At 56.2% G+C, this 25,643-nt stretch carries 18 protein-coding genes; 3 read left to right on the top strand and 15 right to left on the bottom strand.

The window, feature by feature from the left end:
- Positions 1-12 precede the first annotated feature (12 nt).
- The 5 genes from JF535_RS08985 to JF535_RS08965 form a co-directional block, all read right to left on the bottom strand.
- Positions 13-1,281, bottom strand: a complete 1,269-nt coding sequence (locus JF535_RS08985; protein ID WP_207001353.1) for a sugar MFS transporter — start codon at positions 1,279-1,281, stop codon at positions 13-15.
- Between the two features lie 147 nt (positions 1,282-1,428).
- Positions 1,429-2,988 carry a tryptophan 7-halogenase gene (locus JF535_RS08980; protein WP_207001351.1) on the bottom strand — a complete coding sequence of 520 codons (1,560 nt, stop codon included), beginning with the start codon at positions 2,986-2,988 and terminating at the stop codon, positions 1,429-1,431.
- Positions 2,985-4,481: a tryptophan halogenase family protein gene (locus JF535_RS08975; RefSeq protein ID WP_207003669.1), complete on the bottom strand. Its 1,497-nt coding sequence runs from the start codon at positions 4,479-4,481 to the stop codon at positions 2,985-2,987. Before JF535_RS08975 ends, JF535_RS08980 begins: the two co-directional genes overlap by 4 nt.
- Before the next feature lie 84 nt (positions 4,482-4,565).
- Positions 4,566-5,315, bottom strand: a complete 750-nt coding sequence (locus tag JF535_RS08970; RefSeq protein WP_207001349.1) for a SapC family protein — start codon at positions 5,313-5,315, stop codon at positions 4,566-4,568.
- A gap of 103 nt (positions 5,316-5,418) precedes the next feature.
- Positions 5,419-8,364, bottom strand: coding sequence for a TonB-dependent receptor (locus JF535_RS08965; RefSeq protein ID WP_207001347.1), 2,946 nt, complete (start codon positions 8,362-8,364; stop codon positions 5,419-5,421).
- Positions 8,365-8,839: 475 nt separating this feature from the next.
- Between JF535_RS08965 and JF535_RS08960 the strand changes: the two genes are divergently transcribed.
- Both JF535_RS08960 and JF535_RS08955 read left to right on the top strand, forming a co-directional pair.
- Positions 8,840-9,313: a YcxB family protein gene (locus JF535_RS08960; protein ID WP_207001345.1), complete on the top strand. Its 474-nt coding sequence runs from the start codon at positions 8,840-8,842 to the stop codon at positions 9,311-9,313.
- 126 nt (positions 9,314-9,439) lie between these two features.
- A complete protein-coding gene (locus JF535_RS08955) occupies positions 9,440-11,131 on the top strand; it encodes a thioredoxin domain-containing protein (protein ID WP_207001343.1) in 1,692 nt (563 codons plus the stop codon).
- Between the two features lie 86 nt (positions 11,132-11,217).
- On the opposite strand, the gene JF535_RS08950 is transcribed toward JF535_RS08955, so the two are convergent.
- Both JF535_RS08950 and JF535_RS08945 read right to left on the bottom strand, forming a co-directional pair.
- Positions 11,218-12,147 carry an SGNH/GDSL hydrolase family protein gene (locus tag JF535_RS08950; protein ID WP_066965705.1) on the bottom strand — a complete coding sequence of 310 codons (930 nt, stop codon included), beginning with the start codon at positions 12,145-12,147 and terminating at the stop codon, positions 11,218-11,220.
- 171 nt (positions 12,148-12,318) lie between these two features.
- Positions 12,319-13,221, bottom strand: a complete 903-nt coding sequence (locus JF535_RS08945; RefSeq protein WP_207001341.1) for a 2-dehydro-3-deoxygalactonokinase — start codon at positions 13,219-13,221, stop codon at positions 12,319-12,321.
- Between the two features lie 398 nt (positions 13,222-13,619).
- On the opposite strand from JF535_RS08945, the gene JF535_RS08940 reads away from it, so the two are divergent.
- Positions 13,620-14,228, top strand: a complete 609-nt coding sequence (locus tag JF535_RS08940) for a GntR family transcriptional regulator (RefSeq protein ID WP_207001339.1) — start codon at positions 13,620-13,622, stop codon at positions 14,226-14,228.
- Positions 14,229-14,387: 159 nt separating this feature from the next.
- Here JF535_RS08940 and aldA read toward each other — a convergent pair whose 3' ends face one another.
- The 8 genes from aldA to JF535_RS08900 form a co-directional block, all read right to left on the bottom strand.
- Positions 14,388-15,842 (bottom strand): aldehyde dehydrogenase, encoded by a 1,455-nt coding sequence (gene aldA / locus JF535_RS08935; protein WP_207001336.1) that lies wholly within the window; start codon positions 15,840-15,842, stop codon positions 14,388-14,390.
- Between the two features lie 2 nt (positions 15,843-15,844).
- Positions 15,845-16,609, bottom strand: a complete 765-nt coding sequence (locus tag JF535_RS08930) for an SDR family oxidoreductase (RefSeq protein ID WP_207001335.1) — start codon at positions 16,607-16,609, stop codon at positions 15,845-15,847.
- Between the two features lie 43 nt (positions 16,610-16,652).
- A complete protein-coding gene (locus tag JF535_RS08925) occupies positions 16,653-17,684 on the bottom strand; it encodes a zinc-dependent alcohol dehydrogenase (RefSeq protein ID WP_207001332.1) in 1,032 nt (343 codons plus the stop codon).
- A 12-nt stretch (positions 17,685-17,696) separates the two neighbouring features.
- Positions 17,697-18,836, bottom strand: a complete 1,140-nt coding sequence (locus JF535_RS08920) for a mandelate racemase/muconate lactonizing enzyme family protein (RefSeq protein WP_242523772.1) — start codon at positions 18,834-18,836, stop codon at positions 17,697-17,699.
- Positions 18,837-19,485: 649 nt separating this feature from the next.
- Entirely contained in the window at positions 19,486-21,768 is a 2,283-nt protein-coding gene (locus JF535_RS08915; RefSeq protein WP_340674151.1) for a beta-galactosidase, read from the bottom strand.
- A 203-nt stretch (positions 21,769-21,971) separates the two neighbouring features.
- Complete coding sequence (locus JF535_RS08910; RefSeq protein ID WP_207001328.1) at positions 21,972-23,126, bottom strand: mandelate racemase/muconate lactonizing enzyme family protein; 1,155 nt, start codon at positions 23,124-23,126, stop codon at positions 21,972-21,974.
- A gap of 13 nt (positions 23,127-23,139) precedes the next feature.
- The gene (locus tag JF535_RS08905; protein WP_207001327.1) at positions 23,140-23,913 is read right to left on the bottom strand and encodes an SDR family NAD(P)-dependent oxidoreductase; all 774 of its coding nucleotides are present in this window, start codon (positions 23,911-23,913) and stop codon (positions 23,140-23,142) included.
- A 42-nt stretch (positions 23,914-23,955) separates the two neighbouring features.
- Positions 23,956-25,521: an MFS transporter gene (locus tag JF535_RS08900; protein WP_207001325.1), complete on the bottom strand. Its 1,566-nt coding sequence runs from the start codon at positions 25,519-25,521 to the stop codon at positions 23,956-23,958.
- Positions 25,522-25,643: the final 122 nt, after the last annotated feature.

The following is a 25,643-nucleotide window of genomic DNA, read 5'->3' as shown; positions in this document are numbered from 1 at the left end:
GACGAGAGGTCTTTAGCGCACAAGGTGTCCACGGACACCATAAGAGAGAATGTATAGATAACAAACAACCGGGAGAATAAACGCGAGCTGGATGCCGATCACATCCGCCAACATACCTTGCAACAGCGGCAGGACGGCACCACCCACGATTGCCAGGCACAAGATACCGGAGCCCTGCCCAGTCAGCGGGCCCAGGCGGGCCAGCGCAAGGCTGAAAATCGTTGGGAACATGACAGAGTTGCACAAACCAATGGAAAGCACCGCCCACATCGCGACTTTGCCCGACCCTAGAATCGTCAGCGCCAGCAGAACACACGCACCCAGGGAGCAAACCGCAAGTACGGTACCCGCGTGCACATAGCGCATCACAACCGCGCCGACAAACCGGCCAACCATCGCGCCCCCCCAGTAGAGCGACACGTAAAATGCGGCCTGCTTCTCTGTGATACCGGCAATATGGTCTTCCGACAGGAAATTCACAAGGAAGCTCCCGATGGAAACCTCGGCACCAACATAGAGAAATATACCGATGGCACCCAACAGCAGATGTCTATGCGAGAGCGCGCTCTCCTTAACGGCAGATTCCGGTCGAGCGCTTTCTATATGACTCTGGATAACAGGGAGATTCAGGCGAGAGAAGATCAACGCAAGTGACGCCAGGGCGACCGCCAAAATAAAGTATGGTAATTCCACCGCACCGGCATCATGGGCCGCACTGGATGACTCGCCAACCCCGGAGGACACCGCTGACAGAATAAGAACGCCACCAAAGAAAGGCGCAACCGTAGTACCCAGTGAGTTGAACGCCTGAGTCATCGTCAGTCGACTAGCCGCTGTTTTCTCACTTCCGAGCGCAGCAACGTATGGGTTCGCAGAAACCTGAAGCACCGTTATACCTGCAGCCAGGATAAACAGCGCAACCAAAAACACGGCATACACCTGGATGCGCGCTGCGGGAATAAATAGCAGACAGCCGATTACGGCGATACTCAGCCCCACGACAATGCCGCGCTGGTAACCGATTTTCCCAATCAGGCGGCCTGCGGGAATTGATACAAGGAAGTAGGCTCCAAAAAAGCAGAACTGCACCAGCATTGCCTGGGTGTAGCTCAAATCGAATACACCCTTGAGGTGCGGGATAAGAATATCATTCAGGCAGGTAATAAATCCCCACATGAAAAAAAGTGAGGTGAGTGCACCCAACGCAAACTGATTACCTGATTCAGTGTATCCCTGTTGAGGTGCAATCGTAGCTTCTATATTTGAGCCGAGGTTCGCCATGTCAATGTCCTGTACTTCATTATTCTGCTCTGCAACGACACCCTATGTTGCCGCCGTTACAGAAGAAAGTTCAGGCTCTTTTTAACACACCCAGAGAACCATCAATTCGTTTTACGATGAAACGGAACAAACACACGGCAACCGGTCCTAAACGGCAGACAAACCATGGCGAATTATTTTTTGGATAAGCTCGCGATTCTCCGGAAGGCCCTGCCGGCATCTCTGTACGAACAGCTCATTCTGGTCATGCAGTTCCCGATACTTCGAAATATCTTCAAAACGACGTCTGGTCGCACGTGGCAGGGTACGAAAACCCATGCCGTAGAGAACGTATTGCCAGCTGGCGGATGCGAACACTTCCTCAACCTGGGGGAAATCGTGGCGGCACGGGGGCTGAACCCGCCACAGTGCAAGCCACTCCTGCAACCGCGAGGATTGTGACTGGGGCAGGCAGTTGTCCCGCCAATAGTCGGAATCCGTCCGCTCGGTCAATACATAGTGCAACTTCAGGAAGTCGATAATGCTTGCCCAGCGATAGCGAAACCGCTCGTTGAAACGTTTGGCAACCGTATCCATTACCGCCCTCGATGCTGGCAGGTCATCACTGATCAGCCCGGCGGAAAGCTCCACAAGCACAAGCGCTGACGCCTCGAGCGGCTCCAGGAAGCCGGCAGACATACCCACCGCCACACAGTTCTTGTGCCAAAAGTGCTCGCGGTGCCCCGGCCGCATCTGAATCTGGCGGAATTGCAAATCCGCAACCGCGGAGTCCGGGAGATCCTTCTTTAAGTGCGCCTCGAGAAGGTCCTGTGCCCGCTCATCCGACATATGAGCACTGGAGTACACATGCCCCATACCGCGACGCGTCGGAAGGCCAATATCCCAAATCCACCCCGCTTCCTGCGCTGTCGATATGGTATGAGAAGCAATCGCGGCCTCCTCTGTGGTATAAGGCACCTGTACGGCGATCGCTCGGTCATTGAACAACTGGTCTCTGCAGTCAATAAATGGCACCTGAAAATGTTCACCCAATAACCGCGATGCAAACCCCGAACAATCCACAAACAGATCGCCAGTGACCTCCCCGCCGTTATCCAGTAGCAGCGCCGCGATATCACCACTTTCTGTTGACTTGACGTTCGTTACGCGGGCAAGCACATGCTGGACACCCAGCTTATCGATACAGTGCCTTGTGAGCAGCTGGCCCAGCTTCCCGGCATTCAGGTGGTACGCATAGTTGGCAATACCGGCGTACTCAGGCGTGGTAATTTGTTTTGGCGCAAGCCCCATTTCACACAAATGGCTTTGAAAGTTAATGGCGTCCGCAAACGATTCATCACCGCCCTCGGCCAGCCAGGCAGATGCGATATCGAATTCGCCATAACCTTCCGGTACCACAAGTGGGTGGTAGTAAAAGTCGTTTTCTTTGCCGGTCACCCATCCGCAGAACTTGGCACCCTGCTTGAAAGACGCCTCGCACTCACGGAATAATTCCGTTTCTGTTATCCCTATGCGGCGCAGTGTATTGCGCATGGAAGGCCAGGTGCCCTCACCCACGCCGATCGGCGGCACATCCGGGGCCTCCACCACGATGACTTCCAGGCCATCGGGTTCACTGCTGCAATGGTCTGCGGCGAGTATTCCCGCGGTCAACCAGCCTGCTGTTCCACCGCCTAAAACAACGACACGCTTGATCGGGCCCGTCACATCTTTTCTCCTGCAGTCAGATTGGCTGCACAATATTGGCTAATGGCATCTTCGTGCGCAGGCATTCCCGCAACCGATCTGGCGACAAAACCTTTGTATCCGTTGAGAAAGCTTGATAGCTCCGCGTCACTCATTAGATCGACAATCGGGTGAAAATCACTGGGCATCACGCCCTGTCCTAGCATCACCTGCACCCAGGAGTCGATTTTAAACAGCTCCTTGTTGGCAATTGGAAAGATCCCGGTTTTACGGAAAAGCTTCACTCTACGGGAAAGTGAGTTTGGAATATCCATCTGCTTGCAATAACGCCAGTATGGGCTGTCGTCTCTTGCTGTCGCATGATAATGAAGAACAATAAAGTCGCGAATGCGCTCGACTTCTTCCTGCGTTTCCCGATTGAACTCATCAACCGAGGAAGCCTCGATCTGCGTTCGCGGAAAGAACTTCAGCAGCCGAAGTATGGAAGACATTGCCAAGTGGATAGAGGTTGATTCAACGGGCTCCAGGAAGCCCGACGACAAGCCAATTGCGACACAGTTTTTATGCCAGGCCGTTGCCCGGCGACCGGTGTGGTATCGGAACATACGCGTTTCCGTGATCGCATCGGTTTCCAGCCCGCTCAAAAGCCGCTCACGCGCATCCTCATCGCTGACATAGCGGCTGCAATAAACCAAGCCATTACCCACTCGATTTTGTAGCGGAATACGCCACTGCCAGCCAAACTCATGCGCCGTCGCCTGGGTATAGGGTCGCAACGGACCGCCGCTTGCAGACTGCACTGCCACTGCGGAGTCATTGGGCAGAACTTGCCGGTAGGACTCGTACCCCACATTGAGGGCACCTTCAATCAACAGCGCGCTGAATCCAGTACAGTCAACAAACAGGTCACCTTCCAGTCTCTCGCCATCCTCAAGGTGTAGAGCCGTGATACTGCCGTCCACCTCGGATATTTCCGTCTCAGAGATTTTTTTGTCGATGTGGCGTGCGCCGTACCTTAATGCATGCGCCCTGAGAAACTCCGCATACATTCCCGCATCCAGATGGTAGGCATAATTGAGCTTTTCGCGGTCAATCTTCGACTGGCACGCGGCCTGGAGCTCAATACAGTAGTCGCCGAAATCGGTAGCGATCCCCTTCTCTCTACCTGCCAGCCAAAAATGATGAAAGTCACAGGCCCAGCAATCCTTCCCGGTAATGCCAAAGGAGTGGATATAGCTGTCATTCAGTGCGCCCCAGCCGGAGAATTCGATACCGAGCTTGAAGGTGGCCTTGGTCTTGGCCATAAACTCCTGCTCATCAATTCCGATGAGACGGTGAAAGTTTCTGAGGGGAGGAATGGTGGCTTCACCGACACCGATACGGCCGATGCTCGAGGAGTCAACGAGGGTAACCTCTACTTGCTTTCCGTAGAGCTTCGCGATTGCCGCAGCCGCCAGCCAACCGGATGTGCCACCACCGGCCACCACAACGCGGTTTATGGTATTTTTTTTCATTGTCATCTTGAATCACCCTCCCGATCGCACTCTAAACCAACGGACGCCAACAAAACCCAACGGACCTCAACAGAAATTCGCGGGCTATTCGGCGGCAAGCAGCAATCGGATGTTCGCGGAGGAACTTGCGATAAAGTAGGCGAGCTGCAACAGCCCGGTAGCATTCAGGTGCGCCAGCGCATCGCCCGTCAGCTGCCTGAGTTTTTGCGGGTTTACCGAGTAGAGTCCGGACAAATTTCCATCGGACGATGGGCTTTTGTCATTAATTTCCAGTGCCTCGATTAATCCGTGCTCAGAAAGGGCTGTGACCAGAAGGTCTGTCTGCTCGTGTCCCTGGTGGATTGCAGAAAACAATTTGGAAATACTCTCTGCATAGGGGGTAAGTGTGCCACTGTCATCAAACAGGCGTTCACCCGGCTTGTTTACACGCTCGTCTGCCAGGTTCAGGCATAGGCTCAGCTCGTCTCCCACTCGCGCCATTAAAAATGGCCCCCGCCGCACCATCAAAGGGATGTAGTTGGCGGACCATTTTGAATCTTTGAGGTAGACGTTGGAGGTAAAGGCGTCAGCAAGGAGTGCGACGAGGAAGAACTTTCCAGTGTCGGAATTTTTCCGGAAAAAAACGGGATATTCTTTGTGGGCGGCGTCCAACTCGGAGGGGAACACCTGCACATAACCCAGGCCATCCTGGGGATTCAGTCGCAGGTCTTGGGCTACCTGCAAGTCACAGTGCTGGACATTATCTAATACTTCGTAATTACTCATCGTAATGTCTCTTTTATTGTTATAGATCCGGCGTAGCGAAAAAAACCGCACCCGTCGTGACAACAACAAAGTATCCCCGATTGGTGATCTTTTGTCACGAAAAGCTACCTCAAGTCCTTCAGAGGTAGCCTGCGGATGCGGTTCCTGCTTCTAACTTAGCCTGGCGCCAAGTTTAGAAGCTGTAGCGTGCACTCAGCGCGTAACGCGGGCCGAGCATTTCGGTGCGCAGCAGCTGCGCTTTGGTGCGCGCATATTCACGGGAGTCTTCTCCCAGCAGGTTCACACCCTCGAACGCGAGCTTCAGGTTGTCATTGACCTCATAACCAACGCTCAGGTCGACCTGACTGTAGTCTTCGATGAACCGCGGACGCTTGCCACCATCCTCAATACCGGAAAGGAAGGTGTCACGCCAGTTATAAGCAATACGTGCGGAAATCCCGTGATTTTCATAAATCAGCGACAGGTTCGCGGTATCACTCAAACCGGACAAGGCAAACTGTGCCCCGCCATCAATGTCCGGATCGCGGCCAACATCGTAGCCCACATCCCCATCCACGATGGTGTAGTTCGCCTGGGCACCAAAGCCGGTCTCACCGAAGAAGTGCTGAACGCCCATTTCCCAGCCATCGATGGTGGCCTTCTCGGTGTTCATCGGGCGGGATACGCGGAAGATCATCAGGTCATCTTCCGGGTTGCCAGTTACGTCCACCAGGTTTTCAAACTCTTCCGCGGTGTAGTCATAGAAGCTTACGCCAAGCATATTGGCCGCAACCATGGAGAACAGCGTGGTATCGTTGAGCGGCTCACCAAGGGCGGCCAGATCGGCCACAGCCTGCTGCTCACGGGGACCACTGGTGGGATCCGTGAGACCATAGAGATTCATATCAACCGCTGAGGTACCGATGAAGTTGTCGACATCTTTTCGGAAGTAGCCGATGGAGGCATAGCTTGACTCGCCGTAATACCACTCCACGGAGAGGTCGTAGTTGTCAGACTCCAGAGGCAGAATGCCCGGGTTACCTGCGCCCGCGCCACCAAGAATGGAACCGGAGAGGTTGGTCGGGGAGCTGGGTCCGGAAAGACCGGTAGCGGCAGATCCCATATTGTCAAATCGCGAACGTGCGATGCTCTGACTGTAGGAGAAGCGACCCACCAGGTCTTCACTTAGGTCCATTTTGACATCGAGGTTCGGCAGCCAGTGGTCGTACTCTGCTTCTTCCGCATACAGGCTGGCTACAGCACCGGCAGGAATCTGGAAGTCGTTGTTGCTCTGCCATACAACGTCTGTCGGGATATTCGCCAGGTCGGTAGAGCTGACATCGGTGCGCTCGTGACGCAGGCCAAACACAACGTCAATCGGCTTGTTGTAAAACTCGCCGGAGTAGTTGTATTGCGCGTAAGCGGCGAAGACCTTCTCTTCAATGGTGCGGTTCAGGTTATCGGTGGGGTTGACCGCCCACGGCAAACCAACCGCTTCTGACAGGTGTTTGCCGATCACCGCGGCATCGCCGATGTAGCCGTTCATCAGCGGCGCAGCTTCGCCATCGCTGACGCGATCGAAGAACTCGCCTGCCTCACCGGTGGGATTTACGCTGTAGCCGTCAAACAGGCTGGCGTAGTTCAGCGGCTGCAGATATTCATCTGGTACATCGCCCGGATTGGCAACGCCCCAACCGCCTGCCAGCAGCTCCTGATAGAAGGAGGACTGGAGGTTCTGCTCCATGTCGCGAGACTCAATACCAAAGTCGATCGAATGCTGGTCATCCAGGGTGAAGGTACCGTCAAAGCGGACTTGGGTGAAATCGGAGTAAGCGCGGTCATTACTGATCTGACGCACAGTGGAGCCGATCTCTTCCTTGTCCAGCACGCCATTGCCGTTGCCAGCAACGGAGTCGTCGAAGTCCAGCATCAGCACCGGGAGACCCGACTTGGTAAAGTCGATACCCTGGCCTGCCGACACATTGGCACCCAGGCCGATGTTGATCCAGTTACCGAAGGAGGCGCTGGGTAAGCTGGAGGACTCAGACTTGTGCGCGTCGAACGCCAGGTCGAGCTGCTCGTTCGGCTGCCACTCAAGGTTCAGGCCCACAGACTCCAGCTTGTTCTGCTGGTTCTGCTGCTGCAGCGCGAGGCCCACATCGCGGGGGTTCTGCTCACGACGCTCTTCCCAGTACAGGACCGGGGTACTTACCACGGCGTCATCAAAAACCAGGTCACTTTTGTAGGTGTCCATCCACGCGGAAAGCTCCGCACGGTTTTCGTAGATGTCCTGCTTAGCGTAGGTGTAGTCGACGGTACCGGTGAGGTTGTCGGCAGGGCGCCACTGCAGGGTCAACTGGGAGTTGACCCGGGTGCGTTCGCGGTCGGAGTGAATATAGCGCAGGTCGGTATGCAACGAGCGCAGGTCACCGACTGCCGGCGCATTCTCAATATTGATCGGGTCGCCGGAGCCTGCACCGGGCGACTGGGGGATGGAGCCATCGTATGCGGCCACATTCCAGTTGTTAATGTATGCTCCGCTGGCGCCACTGTTACGGTCCTGATAAGAGCCGGTGAGCGACACGCCGAAGGTGTCGGTCTCGTCGGTCCAGCTAAACACGCCTGAGGCTTCCGGGGTGAAGTCGTCACCGACACGGGCGGTGGTATCGTTTAGGGTTTTTACCCCGAACGACGCCTTGGTGCCCGGATTATCCAGTGGTCTCAGGGTCTTGATGTTGATGGTCGCACCCATGCCGCCGGAGGCGATATCGGCGCGGGAACTTTTGTACACCTCCAAAGCACGCACGCTTTCTGCGGCGAGGTTGTCCATATCGAAGGCGCGCCCCTGCTGCACACCACCGCCATTCTGCGTGAGTGAGGTCGCAGGCATCAGGCGTCCGTTCAAGGTAACCAGGTTGTAATCAGGTCCAAAGCCACGCACGGTAACCTGGTTGCCTTCACCATTGCGGCGGTTGATGGATACACCGGTAACGCGCTGCAGGGACTCCGCGAGGTTGGAGTCTGGGAACTTGCCCATGTCTTCTGCGCTAATGGCATCCACGACACCTTTCGCGTCGCGCTTAACGTCCATAGACTGAGTCAAACTGCCACGAATGCCGGTCACTACCAGCTCTTCCATCGCCGCGCCCTCTTGGGCTACTGTCGACTGGGACGCAGCTGCAACCCCTAGCGCGACGGATACCGCCAAAGCAAGTTGTTTTCTAGGAAAGTTTTCTCTGTTCATCGGAAATATCCCAACTTATTGATTTTCTGTGGATTTTTTGTTCAAGCCCCAGCGACTGAGGCGATTGGCATGTAGCAGGTGTCCCCTGTAACCTATCAAGCCTAAGACCAGGCAATTTCAGCATGCCTCATTTCTTCGCTTTTGAAATGGCCTAAAAAACAATATGCGATATTGAGGATTGGTTGTGCGGCAAGACGGAAAAGTAGATTCATTTGCTACGCGAGACGAAACCCATAAACTAAATCCTCACCTACACGAAATGTCCCCGCTCGCATTGGCGTGAGGTGCGAAGGGTCTTAATACCCGTGGCAGGCAGTAAGACCTGCGTCGACATCAGCGTTACAACTAACCACTCGAACAAGCGACTTCTATGCAACCTTTCAAGACACAGTTCACCCTATCCCGGGAATACCTCGCCGAGTGCTTTGACCAGTCTCGGCCCCACGGGAAAGGGGCTAGGCCCAATTATCTGTTCCCGGCCTTGCTGCTTGCTGCAGGTTCCGGATCACTGTTCTTAACCGAACAGCCCAAAGTTCTGGGCTACCTGCTGGTCGCCCTGGGCATTCTGGAACTGCTGCATATTCGATTCCGGCGGGCGTGGTGGCTGGCGCGGCAGATGTTGTCAAGGAGTGCGAATACCGAGGTGACGCTAACCATTAATGAAGAAGGGATTACCACCAAGAGCAGCTACTCACAAACAACGCTGTTGTGGGCAGACATCGAGCGCGTGATTGAAACCGATCTGGGACTGATTCTGGTCACCCAATCCGGCGGTCAGCAGTATCTTTCCAAATCATTATTTACCCCCGAGCTGGTCAGCGAGATTGTTGCAAAAAATCAATAGGCACGGGCTATTGATCCAGGCGTTATCTTTCCCGCCACAATACGAGGTACGCGCCACGCTTGGTAGAGACTTACACGGCCATGTGCTAGAACTGCTCGCAGAATAATAACGAGCGGATCTCAATCCATGGACGCACTGAATAATCAACACTACCGCCCTGCCCTCCAGCTATTACCAATATTGTTTGCCGCGCTGCTCAGCGCCTGTAGCCTGGATACGCGGGATGAACCCGGCTCCACATCCACTGCAGGGCAGGAAAATCAAGCAGGTCTACAAATAGTCGCGCGCATCGGCAACAGCGCGATCACCCTGCAAGAGGTAGATCAGAAAATTCGCCTGGAGCGATACGACCTGGCGCTGGCGGAGTACCAGCTACGCTTCAATACGCTCAAATCCATGATCGATGCCCGGCATCCGTCGCAGGCCGCTGCCGCAGATACGCCCGCGGTGGAGTGGCTGCTACCGCACCCCCAACCTCCCCGACTGAGCCTTGATACCAGCGGCCGCCCCCTGCGTGGTAACCCCAACGCCCCGGTAACCCTCGCGGTGTTCTGCTCGTATCAGTCGGTACACTGCGCGGCCACCAATCTGGTGCTGCGGGAACTGCTGGAGCGCTACGCCGGCTGGATTGCGGTGGTGCCGTTTGACTTCCCCATGCACTATCACCGAGAGGGGGCGCAGGCCGCCATCGCGGCGCACTGCGCCAACCAGCAAGGCGCGCCATGGGCCTACGCGGATGGCCTCTACGCAAAGGCAAAGACGCTGGAGGTAACTACCTTCGGCCAGCTGGCATCACAGCTGGGGCTGGCACAAGACGCATTCAACCAGTGCCTGGACGAACCCGAGCGCAGCGATCGCGTTACCGCAGATACCGCCCTGGCCCGCTCCCTCGGCCTGCAGAGTGTGCCGGTGGTGTTTGTAAACGGGCTGTATACCAAAGGCCCGCGCACCCCGGAACACTACGCCATGTGGATTGATCAGGAGCTGCAGCGGCTCGGGCACGACCCCGCAAGCGCCCACAAGGATGCCGCCCGCTGGCGACTGTCCGGCGAGCAGATTGCCGAGACCGATTTGCCGCTGCAATTGAGCGGCACCAGTGTTTCCTCGCAACCGGAGCACTCGACCGCCCTCATTCGCGTCCGCGATGCCGCTGCCGGGCGCTTTTCTACCGGCGCCCCTGTGATGTCCGGGGTCACCCTAAAGCAGATACACGAGCGCCACGTCATCCTGCAGGTCAACGACCATCTGCAGCGGCTCACCCTGCGCGGGCAGGATGGCAACTACGTGCGAGTACCCATGACCAACAATACCCCGCGGGACGAGGCCACCCTGCGCCGCATCGAGCAACCGGACGGCGAATCCCGCAAGCTGATCCCGCCCTCTGGCGTATTGCCCCTGGGACAGGCGTGGCTGGAAAAGCAGCTGCAGAACCGCGCCGAACTGGAGCGGAAATTCGTTGCCGCGGATCACGTGGTGGATGGACACAACCTGCTGCGGCTGGAGGGCATCGAGAACAGCGAGTTTTTCACCGCACTGGGCTTCGAGGAAGGCGATGTGGTTGTGCGGGTCAACGATACCTGGGTGCACAGCGGCCAGAACCAGCTGTGGGACGCGCTCACCAGTGGCGAGGTGGTCGATGTGACCTATATGCGCAACGGGCTACCGGAGCGGGTGCAATACGTGGTGCAGGAGGAGAGCTATTTCGAGCAGCAGGATAGCGGCAACGAGGGCAGCGACGAGGAAAGCAATGGGGAAGGCAACGGAGACAGTGATCAGGAGAGCGACGACAAGGCCGACGAGGATAAAGAATCTGAGTAGAGCCCAGCGGCCGGCGCCTGACACCCGTTAAGCTGGGTAGAAGCCATAAGAGGGCTCCCGCAGGAGCCCCGTTCACCGCCTGACAATCACTTGTCCGGGTTGCCATTCCACATCAGGTTCGCCACCGTGTTCTGGCCACGAACGCTGGGATGGAAGCAGTCCCCACCATCAATATCATCTTTGCCGAACGTAAAGGTGCCCACATTGGTCTGGTCTGCCCCGGAGTATTCCGCAACCACTTCCACACCATTGGTTCCATTATAGGCAGCGGCCTCCTGCTGCAGCACTTCGTTGTACCGACGCTGCGCCGACTCGATACCCGCGTAGCGTGTGGCAAACGATTCACCGTTCATGGTGCCGCCGTTGGTGGCTATGCGGCAGATACCGAAGGTGGACCAAGCACTTTCGCAGTTGACGCGCCAGTTACCCGACTGTTTGGCGATACCCGCGGCGCGCAAGTCCTGCACCCGTGGAACCGACCCCAGCACCACGGTAGAACCGCTCGGCAGGCCACCCACCAGCTTGTCGAGCCCGGCCTGCACCGCGCCGCGCCACTCGCCCTCGGTCAGTAGTGGGTCCGAGCAATTGGCTGGATCGACACAGCCCCGGTTGCAAATATCGTTACCGCCGAGCACGACCTCGACGTGATCCGCCACCAAAGTATCGGCAAGAATCCGGTCCGCCTGTACGCTGAAATTGTCACTGCCGCCGCGCATCTCGGCACCGGAACGGGCGGCATTCTTGTTGGCCGCAACATTCGGGTCTATCGCCTTGTATTTATCGTGGACACTGTTGACGCTGCTGTCCCAGCCATCGAACCAGCTGTGTTCCGGTTGATCCCCGCCCAGCAGGCAGAAAAAACCACCGGTAAAGAACGTGTTGCCGGTGCAGTCGGCGGCGAAACCCATGGTGATACTGTCACCCGCCGCCGTGCCTTTGGCAGGAGCACCAAGGGTATTGATGGACCACAGCGCCGAGGTAATGGCGAGAGAAAGAAAAAGACTGGCTTTTTGCATTGTGTTATCTCCGATCATCCTATTTATGACATTATTTTTTTGCGGTGAACGGAGATAGGGTAGTTGGTCACACCACCATCGAGGGATGGGTTAGATGCCGGCTTTTCCAGTCTGCGATGCAACTCTCAATCGTGTCGCGGAAAGCGTTTCCCGGTGGCGCAAGCGAGACGCTCAGAGGACATTCGCCTCCCGTGCGATTGCCGACAGGCCCAGTGCCGAATAGGTGCTACCCGAGTAGTGCCGATATTCAATACCGAAATACTGCAACGCCTCGCCGTAAGGCGCTGCCAGATTGTCCCCACAAACCAGGTGCACACACTCTCCCTGCCCCAGCTTTCTTGCCATTGCAACCACCTCACTGCCGATCAATAGCCCGGACAGATAGGATGCACTCGCCGCCCCCGACTGCAGGCCCAGCACGGTACGGCTTCTGGCATTAAACAGCTGAAGAATCAGCCCTGGCTCTTCCGCACTGGCGGCCAAGCCTGCAGTAAATGCTTCTGCCGAATATCCCTGCGCTCCCTGGACCAATACGCTGTGCGCCGTGAGCAGGGCGTAGAGTTCGCCGGTAAATGCCGTACTAAACGCACAGATCTCGCCACCTTCAATATGTACCCACTTACTGTGGGTTCCGGGCAGACACAGCGTGGCCTTCGCTTGCTCCTGCGAACTCGCCTGGGTCAACCAGCCGATGATCTGGGTCTCCTCCCCTCGCATGACATCGGCAGTACCACTGCGGGTAATGCGTTTCACACCAGGCACACACCAGGCCTGTAAATCAGTATCCGGAATCCGCACCAGAGCCGCGGCGAGGGATGCTTTTGATGCAGGGCAGTCAACATAAGGGACTTCATGCCAGCCGATACCAGACCCCACCATACCGCACAGGACGACCGGGTAATTGGCACCGCCTATGGCTGACATCTGTGCCTTCAGGTAGGGTTCCATGTCCGCCCTCTTCAGGTTTTTTATCCCCCTGTCGGTGCTTACCTGAGAAAGTAGTTCCCCTTCGAGCCCAATCTTCATCAACCGAAAACTACTGGTTCCCCAGTCACACACTAGAACTTCGCTCATTGGAGCACTCCGTCTGCCTTTTGAATTATTTATTGGTTGATTGTTGACCATTGACCGATAATCACGCTCAATTCGCCTGCCGACTTCCCTGCCCGGGATATTTCGGTCTCCTGAACAGAGGATTTAACCAGCTCCATTGTCAACTGTTAACAGTTAGATAGCGATTTTTCTTGCGGCCTGGGGTACTATCTGTTTATCCGGGTCTTGTTGTAGATTTATTCCAAGCATCCGCATTGCCTTGTCAATCGCGGGCAGCAGGGGCTGTCACCCTCCTTCGGTCAGCTCCCCCACAGGATCGACCACTGTGGAGGGCTCACAGGGGGCGGCTGAATTCAATGTAAGACACGGTGGGAGAGGCCTCTTCCCCACCCCAAGATAAATGGTGAGCAGAATCCATCATGCGTGAAGCCACAAAGATCATTCCGGTGCGCGAGCAGATCGCGGACCAACTGCGCTCCGACATCATTTCCGGAGAACTCGCACCCACCACCAAACTGAACGAGCAGCAGCTCGCCAATCGCTTCGGCGTCTCCCGTGGGCCGGTGCGCGACGTACTGCTGCAGCTCACAAAAGAGGGCCTGCTGGTTGCCAAGAACAACTGCGGGGTGTCGGTAAACAGCGTACTGACCCCGTCCATGCAGGAGCTGATGATCGACATCCGTCGCCGTATCGAGGTGTTCGCCATTTCCCAGCTGAAAGGCAAGCTGAGCGAGATGGACTTTGCCGAGCTGGAAGACATTCTGGACCGCCTGCAGGACGCCTTCGACGCGCAGGAATTTAACGAGGTCACCAAAGCAGATATCGATTTTCACCGCTACCTGGTACACGCCGCCGGTGGCGATGAGCTGACCAACCTGTGGTATCCCATCGTGCTGCGCATGCGCATGAACTACAAACGTATCTCCCAGCCAAAAGACTGTGTCGATGAGCACCGCGCTATTCTCGACGCACTCAGGGCCAACAAAATCAACGTGGCCACTACCGCGCTGCGCGCAAATATCAAGTAACCTGTAAAAAAAGGTTACTGAAGCCCGGCCAGGTGCCGGGCTTTTTTGTGCACGAACGTTTTACTACCTTCAACGCCTAATCAACGTCAAAAAAACGGGGACCAATGTCCCCGCAAAGTATCCATCCTGATGAGATGAAAGGAAGAGTCCGGAAGTAGCTCAAACTTCCGAGAGGTAAACCGTTTTCTTGTCCACGTACTGCTCAAGGCCGTAGCGACCATCCTCACCACCGATACCGGACAACTTCCAGCCGTTGTGGAAGCCTTGGTGCTGCTCGCCAATCCCGCGGTTTACGTAAACTTCGCCTACTTCCATTTCCGCAATAGACTGATGGATGTAACGCAGGTTTTCGGTGAACAGGTAGGCAGACAGGCCATACTCACTGTCGTTGGTGTAGGCGATCACTTCATCGATACTGGAGATCTTGACCACTGGCAGAATCGGACCAAAGGTCTCCTCGTGCACCAGAATGTTGTCCTGCTGCACGTTGGTCAGCACGGTGGGCTCGTACCAGTTGCCACCTTCAAACCCGGCCACCTGAGCAGGCTTGCCGCCGGTTGCCAGCTCCGCGCCCTGAGCAATACTTTGCTGTACCAGCTCGTGAATGTGTTCTATCTCACGGGCGTTGACTTTAGGCCCCATCTGCGAGGACTCATCCAGCGGGTTGCCCACCTTGAGGGCCTTCACCTTTGGCAGGAATTTGTCCATAAACGCGTCGTACACGCTTTCGTGCACATACAGGCGCTCAGCGCAGGTGCACACCTGTCCACAGTTGGCGTAGCGGGTCCACAGTGCGGCTTCCGCGGCTTTATCCAGGTCCGCATCTTCCATCACGATAAACGGCGCCTTGCCACCCAGTTCCAGCATCACCGGAATCATGTGCTTGCCACTGGCCTGGTGAATGATCTGGCCGGCACGGGTGCTGCCGGTCATGGTGATCATCGCAGTCAGCGGGCTTTCGCACAGGGCCTGGCCGACAATCGAGCCTTCACCATTGACGATGTTCAGCACACCGGCGGGAACGCCCGCTTCATTGGCAATACGCCCAAGCTCCATGGTGGTGAGCGGGGTTTCCTGGGTTGGCTTGATCACAATGGTGTTGCCGGTGATCAGCGCCGGGCCGATCTTGCGGCCGGCCAGTGCCAGCGGAAAGTTCCAGGCGGTAATCGCCACCACAACGCCCCGCGGAACCTTGTGGATATAGATTTTTTCGTCTTCGTTGTCCGAGGGCAGAATGTTGCCTTCCAGGGTCAGCGCATTATCGCAGGCGTATTCGATAAAGGTCGCGGTCGCGTTGACTTCATCGCGGGCGACACCGATCAGTTTGCCCTGCTCTTTTACCAGCAGCTCCGCCAGCGATTCTGTTTCCGCACGAATGGCCGCCGCGAACTTGCGCAGTACTGCCGCGCGATCGCGCGCGGTGCGTTTGGCCCAGGGCTTTTGCGCGTCTTTGGCGACCTGCAGTGCAACGTCTGCGTCTTCCGCACAGCCTTTGGGAATACTGCCTAGCACTTCTCCGGTGCTCGGGTTCAGTACTTCAATGGTGCCGTCGGCCTTGGAAGCAACATACTCGCCGTTCACAAAGTTGACGTTGGTTTTTAATTCGAGAGCCATAGTTATCTCCCCATCCAGCCACCGTCCACCAGGAGGACGCTGCCATTCATATAATTGGAAGCTTCGGAAGCCAGGAATACCACCGGCCCCTTGAAGTCTTCGGGTTGCCCCCAGCGGCCCTGGGGAATACGCGCGAGAATGCTCGCGGCGCGCTCACTGTCTTCGCGCAGCGCCTGGGTGTTATCGGTGGCGATATAACCCGGGGCGATGGCATTCACGTTGACACCTTTCGACGCCCACTCGTTGGAAAGCGCCATAGTGATCTGACCAATGGCACCTTTACTGGCCGCGTAACCCGGTACGGTAATACCGCCCTGAAAGGTCAGCAGAGAGGCAGTGAAAATGATCTTGCCGGAACCCTGCGCAACCATTTCCTTGCCGATTTCACGGCTCAGAATGAACTGGGCATTCAGGTTGACTTCGATCACCTTGTCCCACAGGTCATCCCCGTGCTCCGCCGCCGGCGCACGCAGAATGGTACCAGCGTTATTGACCAGAATATCAATCTTAGCGTGTTCGCTTTTCACCTTGTCGATAAAACCGTAAAGGGAACTGCGGTCGGAGAAATCGCACTGGTAAGGGAAAAACTGTTTGCCCACGGCCGCCACTTCGCGGCCCACTTCGGAATCGTTCAGGTCCAGATTGGCGGATACGCCGATCACATCCGCTCCCGCTTCCGCCAGGGCAACGGCCATGGCTTTACCGATCCCGCGGTTACAACCGGTCACCAGAGCTTTTTTGCCGGCAAGGCTGAATTGTTCCAACATCGTTTTACTCTCTCAATTCTATTCCGGGAATACCCAGGACAGCTCAGTCCTCGGCTCCACACGCTACCAGCGCCTTCATGCCCGACGGGTTACCGTCCATGGAGGCAAAGGCACTACCGATATCGTTCAGTTGCGCGACCTTGCTGATAAACGGAACCAGGTCGATCTTGCCACTGGCAACCATGTCGATGGCCTGCTCGAAATCCTGTGCTTCGTACACACGCGCACCCACCAGCTCCAGCTCGCGCCAGAAGAACTTGAACAGATCCAGCTGCGGCTTCTGTGAGTGGATGGCGACCATGCAGATGCGTCCGCGTACGGCCGCAATCTCGGTCATGGCATCGACCGCCGGCTGCACGCCGGAAACCTCAAACACCACATCGGCGCCCTTGCCCTGGGTCCAGTCTTCCACCGCCGCTTTCAGATCTTGCTCGATGGGGTTAACCGCCAGCGCACCGGTTTGTTCCGCAAATGCGCGGCGCTCGGGGCTGGGCTCAGAAATCATCACCTCGGCACCAATGCCGAGGGCGACCTGGGCCACCAGCTGGCCGATGGGTCCACCGCCAAGAATGACAGCCTTCTCGCCCGCTTTCAGGCGCGCGCGGGAAATATCGTGGCAAGCAACGGCCAGCGGTTCGATCAGTGCGCCCTGCTGCAAGGAGACGTTTTCCGGCAGCTTGTGCAGGGTACGGGCCTTGACGTTCCAAAAGCTCTGGAACGCTCCCACGGAGTCGATGCCCATAAACTTCAGGTTATGGCAGACATGGCTTTGACCCTCGTTACACGCCGGGCAATCGCCACAGTAGTCCAGTGGGCGCACTACAACGCGCTCACCGACGCTGTAGTCTTTTACGTTCTCACCCACCGCATCCACAACGCCAGACATTTCATGGCCGACAACCTGCGGTGGCTTTACACGTTGATCCATCACGCCGTGATAGATATGCATGTCGGTACCACAGATACCCACATAACCCACTTTCAGGCGAACCTCATCCGCCGCCGGCGCTTCACAGCGCCCTTCTACAACTTCAAACGATTTGTTGCCGACATACTGAGCAGCTTGAGCTTGCATGAACATCACCTATTAAGAGTGCTTGACCAGGTGTGGTCGCAGCAGGGTTTCATCAAAAGTCACCCCGGTACCCGGCTCGCTGGAGGCAACAGCGCGGCCGTTTTCCAGCACGATCGGACGGGTCGTGTATTCGTCTATGGGGAAAGAGTGCACTTCCAGGTAGCCCGCGTGGGGCTGGCTTGCCATCAGCGACACATGCAATTCGTGCATCCCGTGGCTGCACACCGGCAGGTTGTGCGCGTAGGCCAGCTCAGCGACTTTCAACCATCCGGTGATACCACCGATATTGGACGCATCCGGCTGTAGAAATCCGAGCTTGGATTGCGCGATGGCGTAAGTGAACTCATGCACCGTGTGCAGATTCTCACCCATCGCCAGGGGAATATTGATGGCCTCAGCAATACGGCCATACCCCAGATAGTCATCGGGGATGGTGGGCTCTTCGAACCAGGTAATATCGCAGTGATCGATGGCGCGGCCAAAGCGTACCGCCTGCTCAATGGTCATCGAGTAGTTCGCATCCACCATGAAGGTGACGTCGTCACCAATCAGCTTGCGCACCGCCTCTACCCGCGCAACATCTTCCCTGTAATTTTCCTTACCGACCTTGATCTTCACCGCGTTGAACCCGCGGGCCAGGTAGTTGGAAATATTGTCCAGCAGTTTGGTCTCGGAGAAATTCAGGTCGATACCGCCGGCATAACACTTGGTGGTATTGCCCGCACCACCAGCTACTTTCCACAGCGGTAGCTCAAGACGCTTGCAGCGCAGATCCCACAAAGCGATATCTACCGCTGACAGCGCAAAGCTCAGCAAACCACCGCGGCCCACATAATGGAGATGGGACTGAATGCCCTCCCAGATAGCAAGGATGTCCGACGCATCGCGGCCTTCCAGCAGCGGCTGAATGTCATCCTGTAACAGGGAGTAAATGGCAAGACCACCGCGGCCGCCGGTGTAGGTGTACCCCACGCCTTCGAGGCCATCCTGGCAACGCACACGAAACACCAGCACTTCAAAGTGGGTATGGTCACCGTGGCGCGCATCGGAGAGTACTTCCGCCAGAGGAATCTGGTAATACTCAACCTTGGTGGCAGCGATGGTGCTCGAAGACAGCAGCTCTGCGGCCTGCTCTTGTACTTCCATCAACATGGAGGAACCCCAAAATCCGTGATTTTTTATTAGCACTTCAACACTTCTAATGATTCGACCTCAATCAATGAAACCATTGTATATTGTTAACAATTAACATCAATCACTTTTTTTGCCTGCTCCGACGCGGCTCCAATTCCAGCCGCACCCCGACTGAAGTTCAGCCCAGGCTCGTAGGTGATTCTGGAGAAGACCGCCCTCACAGGCGAAGCCCCGGCATCCACCTGCAGACGTGAAAGCGACGCCCGGTGATCCTCGCCCCCCACCGAAATCCCGTGTGCGACAGCCAGGTTTAGCGGAAGGTTTTCGAGCTGACCGGCAGCACCTGAATGCTCTGCCCCATCAACATCCGACTGACGGCAGCTCGTCTCTAGCGCCACCACCCCAAGAAACCATTTAGCTAGAGAAAAAAATACTACAAAAAACCCAATATGAAGGATGAGCAGCTTGCCATTCTGTTATCCGGGTCGAGTGTTCACTATTCTGTTTACAAAGCACATTTTGTCAACAATCTACAGTCATCCAAACGCAATGTAAATCCTTTAGTGCCACAGGCCAGGCATAACCCACAGTTTTGCCAAAAAAAAAGCGCGATGCCCTCGCGGACAGCGCGCTTTCGTTCATCGCCCTAGGTTTGCCGTAGGCGCGTTTACTCTTTTTCCGACTTCACATCGCCAAAGCGGCGCTCATACAGCCCCTCATGGACTTCCTTGGCCGCCTTGACTAGTTCCGCGTAAGGAACATCCGCCACCGATACAAAGCCATTGGCATAGTTCTCACCGTCGTAGGCGCGGCCGGTGATCGGGGAATCCATGTACTGGAACATATGCACACCCACAAACCAGGGGTTATCGATAAACGAGTGCATATAGTTCTTGAACATACGGCCACGGTCTTTCTGATCTGCGGAAATCACGATACCTGGGTGGAAGTGCCCCTGATCGTCGGAACCGAAACTGAACTCACCAATCAGACTGGGCTTGTCGATTTCAGCGAGGAAATCCCACTTGGACGGCACCAGCCCTTCCTCGTAGAGGTTGTAGCTGATGATGTCCACATTCTTGCCCGCCGCCTTGACGATTTCCGGCGGCATACCCCAGCTCGGTAGACGGGAGCCGAGATACAGGTGATTCGGCATAACGGACTTCATCGCCTTGTTGATGGTGCCGAAGTACTGGTTGCCGTATTCGAACAACAGAGTCGCGTAGTCTTCGCGCTGGGCATCGGTGGTGAGCGCGGAATCCATACCCTTCTCGAACGCTTCCCAGGAATCCACTTTTTTATTCCAGGCCTTGTTCAACGCATCGATGGTGCGGTACTTGTCTTTCAGTACTTTGGTGAATGCACCTTTGGCCGGTGTATCAGACGCATCGCGCGACAAGGTGTTAATCACGATACCGTAATGCAGCTCGTCACTCTCGAGGCGGCCGAAGCTCTGCTCATTGTCGAAGAAAATGCCCATGCACCAGGGACTGCCCTGGATCTGCTGGTTCACAGACTTGGCAGCGACCACCGCGCGCTCATAAAAACGCGGATCGTATGGGTCAGGCACAGGATGCCAGAAATCAAAGCCACTGCTCAGTGTGCTGAACTCACCAATAATGTCCGCAAAGGCTACAAATGGAATGCGCTGCTGCTCGTAAAAAGGGTCCGCAGCCCAGTTGCCGAGGGAGGTAAATCCCCAATCCAGCATGCGATCAACCGTCACCTTCTGCCAGGTGTCCAGATAAGATTCGGGATAGGTTTCTCCGTAGCGACGCTCGAGGTTGGCACTGTAGAAACTGAAGGTCTCGCCGTGCTTCAACGGACCGGACTGGGTTTCACGGCGGTAGCCGTAGTGATTACCCAACTCATCATCGTAACCCGGCAACCAGTTGAACATGTTCGCGCGGGTTTCAGAGATCAGTTCGCGTGTGGCCCAGGCTTCTTCATTGACACGGTTCAGGGGCTGATCGTCTTCCGCAATCACTTCATCGGCACTGCGCTTGGGGATCAGCGCCTGGTCGTAGTCGTAACCGGTGATCGTGGAAGAGTTCGACAGACGGATAATGTCGATCCCGGTGGAGAAGTAAAGATACCCCTCCGGATCTACAATGGCCCACTTGCCGTTGACCTTTTCTGTGCGGAAATAACCGGTGGCTTCCAGTTGCGGGCCGTTCTTCCAGCCGCTGAATTTGGAGCGATCCGCATTGGGTTTTCCGGAAAGACTGGCAAGCTCTTCCTCGACGACTGTCTTCAGCTCTTCGTCCGAGTGGATCTTGCCTGCGTAGTCCACCTTGGCGTTCTGGCCGTATTTGTCCAGCAGGCCGGTGAGGAAGTTTTTATCCATCTCCGGGTTTGCCCGCAAGCGCAGATTGTCGATGGTGTACTGACGATTGCTCAGGCTGCCATCAGAGCCAAAAGCGATCTGGGTAATACCGGACAGATCCAGTAGTTTTTTACCCCAGAAGGAATGCAGCATGATGTCGTCGGACTGCCAGGTAGGCGGGTTGGAGCGCAGGCCAGAGGCGAAGTTGAATTCGTTCTGGGCTGCCGCCTTGGGATCTTCCTGATCGTGTCCATGCAGTTTGGCGTAGTATGTGCGCGAAGTGCCGTCCGCAGGCACCACCAAGCCACGAGTATAGAAATCACCATTTTTATCGCCCATGGTGACATCGATCTGTACCGATTCCTCACCGTGGTTGGCCACATCAAACGCGAGATTGAAATCCGAGAACTCGCTCCAATCCCAGGCTTCCGCCGGCTTGATGACCAGGCCGGCGCTGTTGTTATCGGCAAGGTTGAGCTTTACCTGCAGCGCTTTGCCGCCGGCACCATCATCCACCAAATCGGCAGTGCCATTGTTGACCTGAACAGACCCGGGAATATCCCCGTTGTTAAAATTCTCCAGCACAAAGTCCTGCGCCAGTAAATTAGAGTCTGTGCTGCTCACTGCGCTTTCACTCGGTTCACTACCCTTCCGTTCACCGGAGCAGGCGGCTAGTCCGCTCAAAGCTGCCGCGGTAATGGCGAGGCTCAACACGGAGCGCATCAGTGGCCGAGTAGTTTTTTTGGCAAAGGCTGTGGTTTCCATCGTCTCACTCATTTTATTTTTTGATACTCGCCGAACGCCGTCCGGCATACGCAGTAGATTTCTTACCAATTGGTGTAGCTGCCATCCGGCTTGCACAACCGCGGTGCTTCCCAGAACTTGAACGACTGCTCGGCAATCATTGCCTCGTTCACATCGATACCGATGCCCGGTGCATCCCCCACCGGATACACCCGATTTACTTCTTTCGGTCGGTTGATGAAATACTTGTCGTGATCCGACTTATTGCTGTCGTAGGGGGCAATTTCACACCAGGACAGATTCGGTACCGCCGCACACATCTGGATGGTTGCCGCGGTACACACCGGCCCCAGCGGATCATGAGGCATGATGTCGATGTAATGGCTTTCCGCCATCGCGGCCACTTTCATCGCCTCGGTCAAACCGCCCACGTTGCACACGTCGATACGGGCAAAGTTGGTAATGTCTTTTTCGATATAGGGCAGAAAATCCCACTTGCTGGCGAACTCCTCACCGATGGCAAAGGGCACATTCACCATATTGCGCAGCCCCTGATAGGCCGACACCGACTGATCGCGAATCGGCTCTTCCAGAAAATCGAGCACGCCCTCGCCCAGTTTCTGGCAGAAGCTCGCGGTTTCGGCAACGGAGAGGCGGTGGTGGTAATCGATACCCAGTACCAACTCATCCCCCAGCTCCTGACGGATTTCCTTCAGGCTTCCGGCTGCGGCGGCAATGGATTTGCGCACATCAAACGTGGTTGGCTCGGTGGGGGAGCCGTGTTCGCCGGTGGTTGCGCGGATCACTTCCCAGCCCTGCTCGCGCAGCGCGCGGAAATCGTCCAGCAGCGCCTGGCCCATGGGCTTGGTGGAGGTCACAAACAGTGGGATTTCATTGCGCTGCTTGCCGCCCAGTAATTGGTAGGTCGGCACGTTCAGCGCTTTACCGGCGATATCCCACAGCGCGATATCGATAGCAGAAATGGCCGCAGTGAGCACACGACCACCTTCGAAGTACTGGCTGCGGTACATCTCCTGCCACAAGGCACCGATGTTGCGCGCATCACGACCAATCAAAAATTCACGAAAATGCTTTACCGCACCAGCGACGGCCAGTTCACGACTGGAAAGGCCAGACTCGCCCCAGCCGTAAATGCCCGCATCGGTTTCCACCTTCACCAGGCAAAGGTTACGGTGCCCTACCCAGGCGGGATACACCTTGATATCGGTAATCTTCATCCTTGTGCTCCGCTTATTTCAGATCGTCGGTGGGACACAGACTGGCACTGAGGCCGTGGTCTGCGGTGATATTGGAGCCGGTCATGGCACCGGAACAGGGCGACAACAGGAAGGCGGCGATGTGGCCAACCTCCTCAACCGTGTTGTATTTGTTGTCCGCGTGCATCTTGTCAAAGGAAGCCGCCAGTGCCGGGTTTTCATCGGCGACTTTCGCCACCGCTTCGGTCTTGGTCAGGCCTGGGCACAAGCTGTTTACACGAATGCCTTTATTACCCAGGCTCCAGGCCATGGCGCGGGTCATGGCGACGATGGCGCCCTTGGTGGCCGCATACATCTCGTATCCCGCGACACTGGCACCGGCGTGATTGGACGCGATGTTCACAATGGCAGCACCCGCCTGCATATGACGCGCGGCCGCCTGGCACAATAGAAAAACCGAGCGCTGATTCACTTCCCACAGGCAGTCGAGCTTACCCAGATCGAACTCGAGGAAGTTTCCCTCAATGGTGACGCCCGCGTTGTTTACCAGGCCGTCGATACGGCCGAAACGCTCCACCACCGATTCAATAAACGGTGCAATCGCCGAGGCGTCACCCACATTCAACGGGAAATACGCGCCTTCCAACCCGCGATCACGCAAAGTCGCCACCCGGTTACTCGCGTCGTTGATATCCGCCAGCACCACGGTGGCACCCGCCTCGGCACACACTTGTGCGATACCCCAGCCGATGCCCGCAGCGGCACCGGTGACGACAACAACCTTCTGATCCAGCAAGGCTTTAGACATGAAAACTTCTCACTTTCTTGAACGGTCCGGCCGGGTGCGCGCTCAGGCGCGCACCATGGCCGCTTCAATCTCTTCGATGGATTTGTTTTTGGTTTCAGGCAACAGGCGGTAAAGCAACGCCAGGCTCACACTGATACAGGCGGCATAGAACAGGAATATTTCTGTCGCGCCCATGTTATTCAGTTGCCATGGGAAAAACTGCTGCACAAAGTAACTGACGGTGCTCACGATCAATGCGAAGAATGGAATGGCAACGCCGCGCACGTAGGTGGGGAAAATTTCCGAGAAGAGCACCCACATAACCGGCCCAATAGACAGGTTAAAGGAAGCGATAAAGCACATGATGCCCATCAACACCAGTGTCGCGTCAATCCGGATTGCCTCCTGAATCAACACCCCCTCGTTGGCCCGCGCTGTCGCCTCGCCCAGTGCCTGGTACATGGCCTGCTTGAAGGCCACGTCCGTTTCAAACGCAGTGCCCACCAGCGCCTGCAGCCTGGACACGTCAATGTTCGCACCCGCCAGCGCCTGCAGGGAGGACACTGTTAATTCATAGCTCGCCTGGCTGAACGCCCAACTGCACAGAAACAGGCTTGCGCCTCCCCAGGCGAGACCGAACAGCACCAGCGGACGTCGGCCGAGGCGGTCAATCAGCAACAGTGCCAGAATAGTAAACATTACACTTACCACCCCCACAATCACCGCCTGCATAAAGGCCGCATTGGTGCCGATGCCCACCTGCTCAAACACGGTGGGCGCATAGAACATAATCGCATTGATCCCGGTAATCGGCTGAGCAACGGCAATCACCAGGCCGACCCAGAAGGCGGTACGCAGACGCGGCTTAAAGATTTCGGCCACCTGCTGACGGAAGCTGCCGGTCGGTGCCGCGGCGGCACTTTCCTGGATTTCTAGAATATGAGGCTCAATATGCCCTTCCGGCAACAGCTTGCCCATAACCGCGCGTGCCTCATCCAGACGACCCTTCAGCACCAGCCAGCGCGGACTCTCTGGAATTTGCAGCAGCATCAGCAGCCAGATCAGTGCCGGGATCACCTCCACACCCAGCATCCAGCGCCAGGTGTACTGATCGATCCCCAATGCGGTCACCCAGGCGGCATCCGCATTGGACGCCTGTAGAATCAGATAGTTGGCGAAGTACGCGGCGGAGAGCCCCACCACAGTAGTGATCTGGTTCATGGACACCAGTTTGCCGCGCATTTGCGGCGGTGCGATTTCGCCGATATACATGGAGGCAAGGGAAAGCGAGGTAAACGCAAGGCCACCAAGGAAACGCGCAGCCACAAGCATTTCAAAATTGGGCGCGAGTACAGAGCCTATTGCGGAGACGAGATAGAGGGCGGCAATCAACAGCAGCGCGGTTTTTCGGCCCCACGCATCACAGATGCGCCCGGTGACCATCAGTGCAAAAATAACCCCGAAGCCAGGGGCACTGACGACGGTGCCCACCTGCAGGTCCGACAGCGTAAACTCGGCAGTAATAAAACGCACGGTGCCGGAGATCAGCGCCGCATCGAGACCAAAAATGAAACCACCGAATGCCACGATCGCAGCAAACTTAAAGGCGGTCAGTTGGAATCCTCTCATCGGATAACCCTCTTTTATTGTTATGGGCACTCCGACCGCAGATACACTGGGGTATCGTCAGGTCGTACGGTCGGCCGCCACGTAATGTTGGCCCATCATACAACCCCAATCCTTTTTTGTTA

This window comes from Microbulbifer salipaludis (assembly GCF_017303155.1).
Classification (GTDB): Bacteria; Pseudomonadota; Gammaproteobacteria; order Pseudomonadales; family Cellvibrionaceae; genus Microbulbifer; species Microbulbifer salipaludis.
Note: the sequence above shows the minus strand (reverse complement) of the source record. Positions and strands in the feature narration are given on the sequence as shown.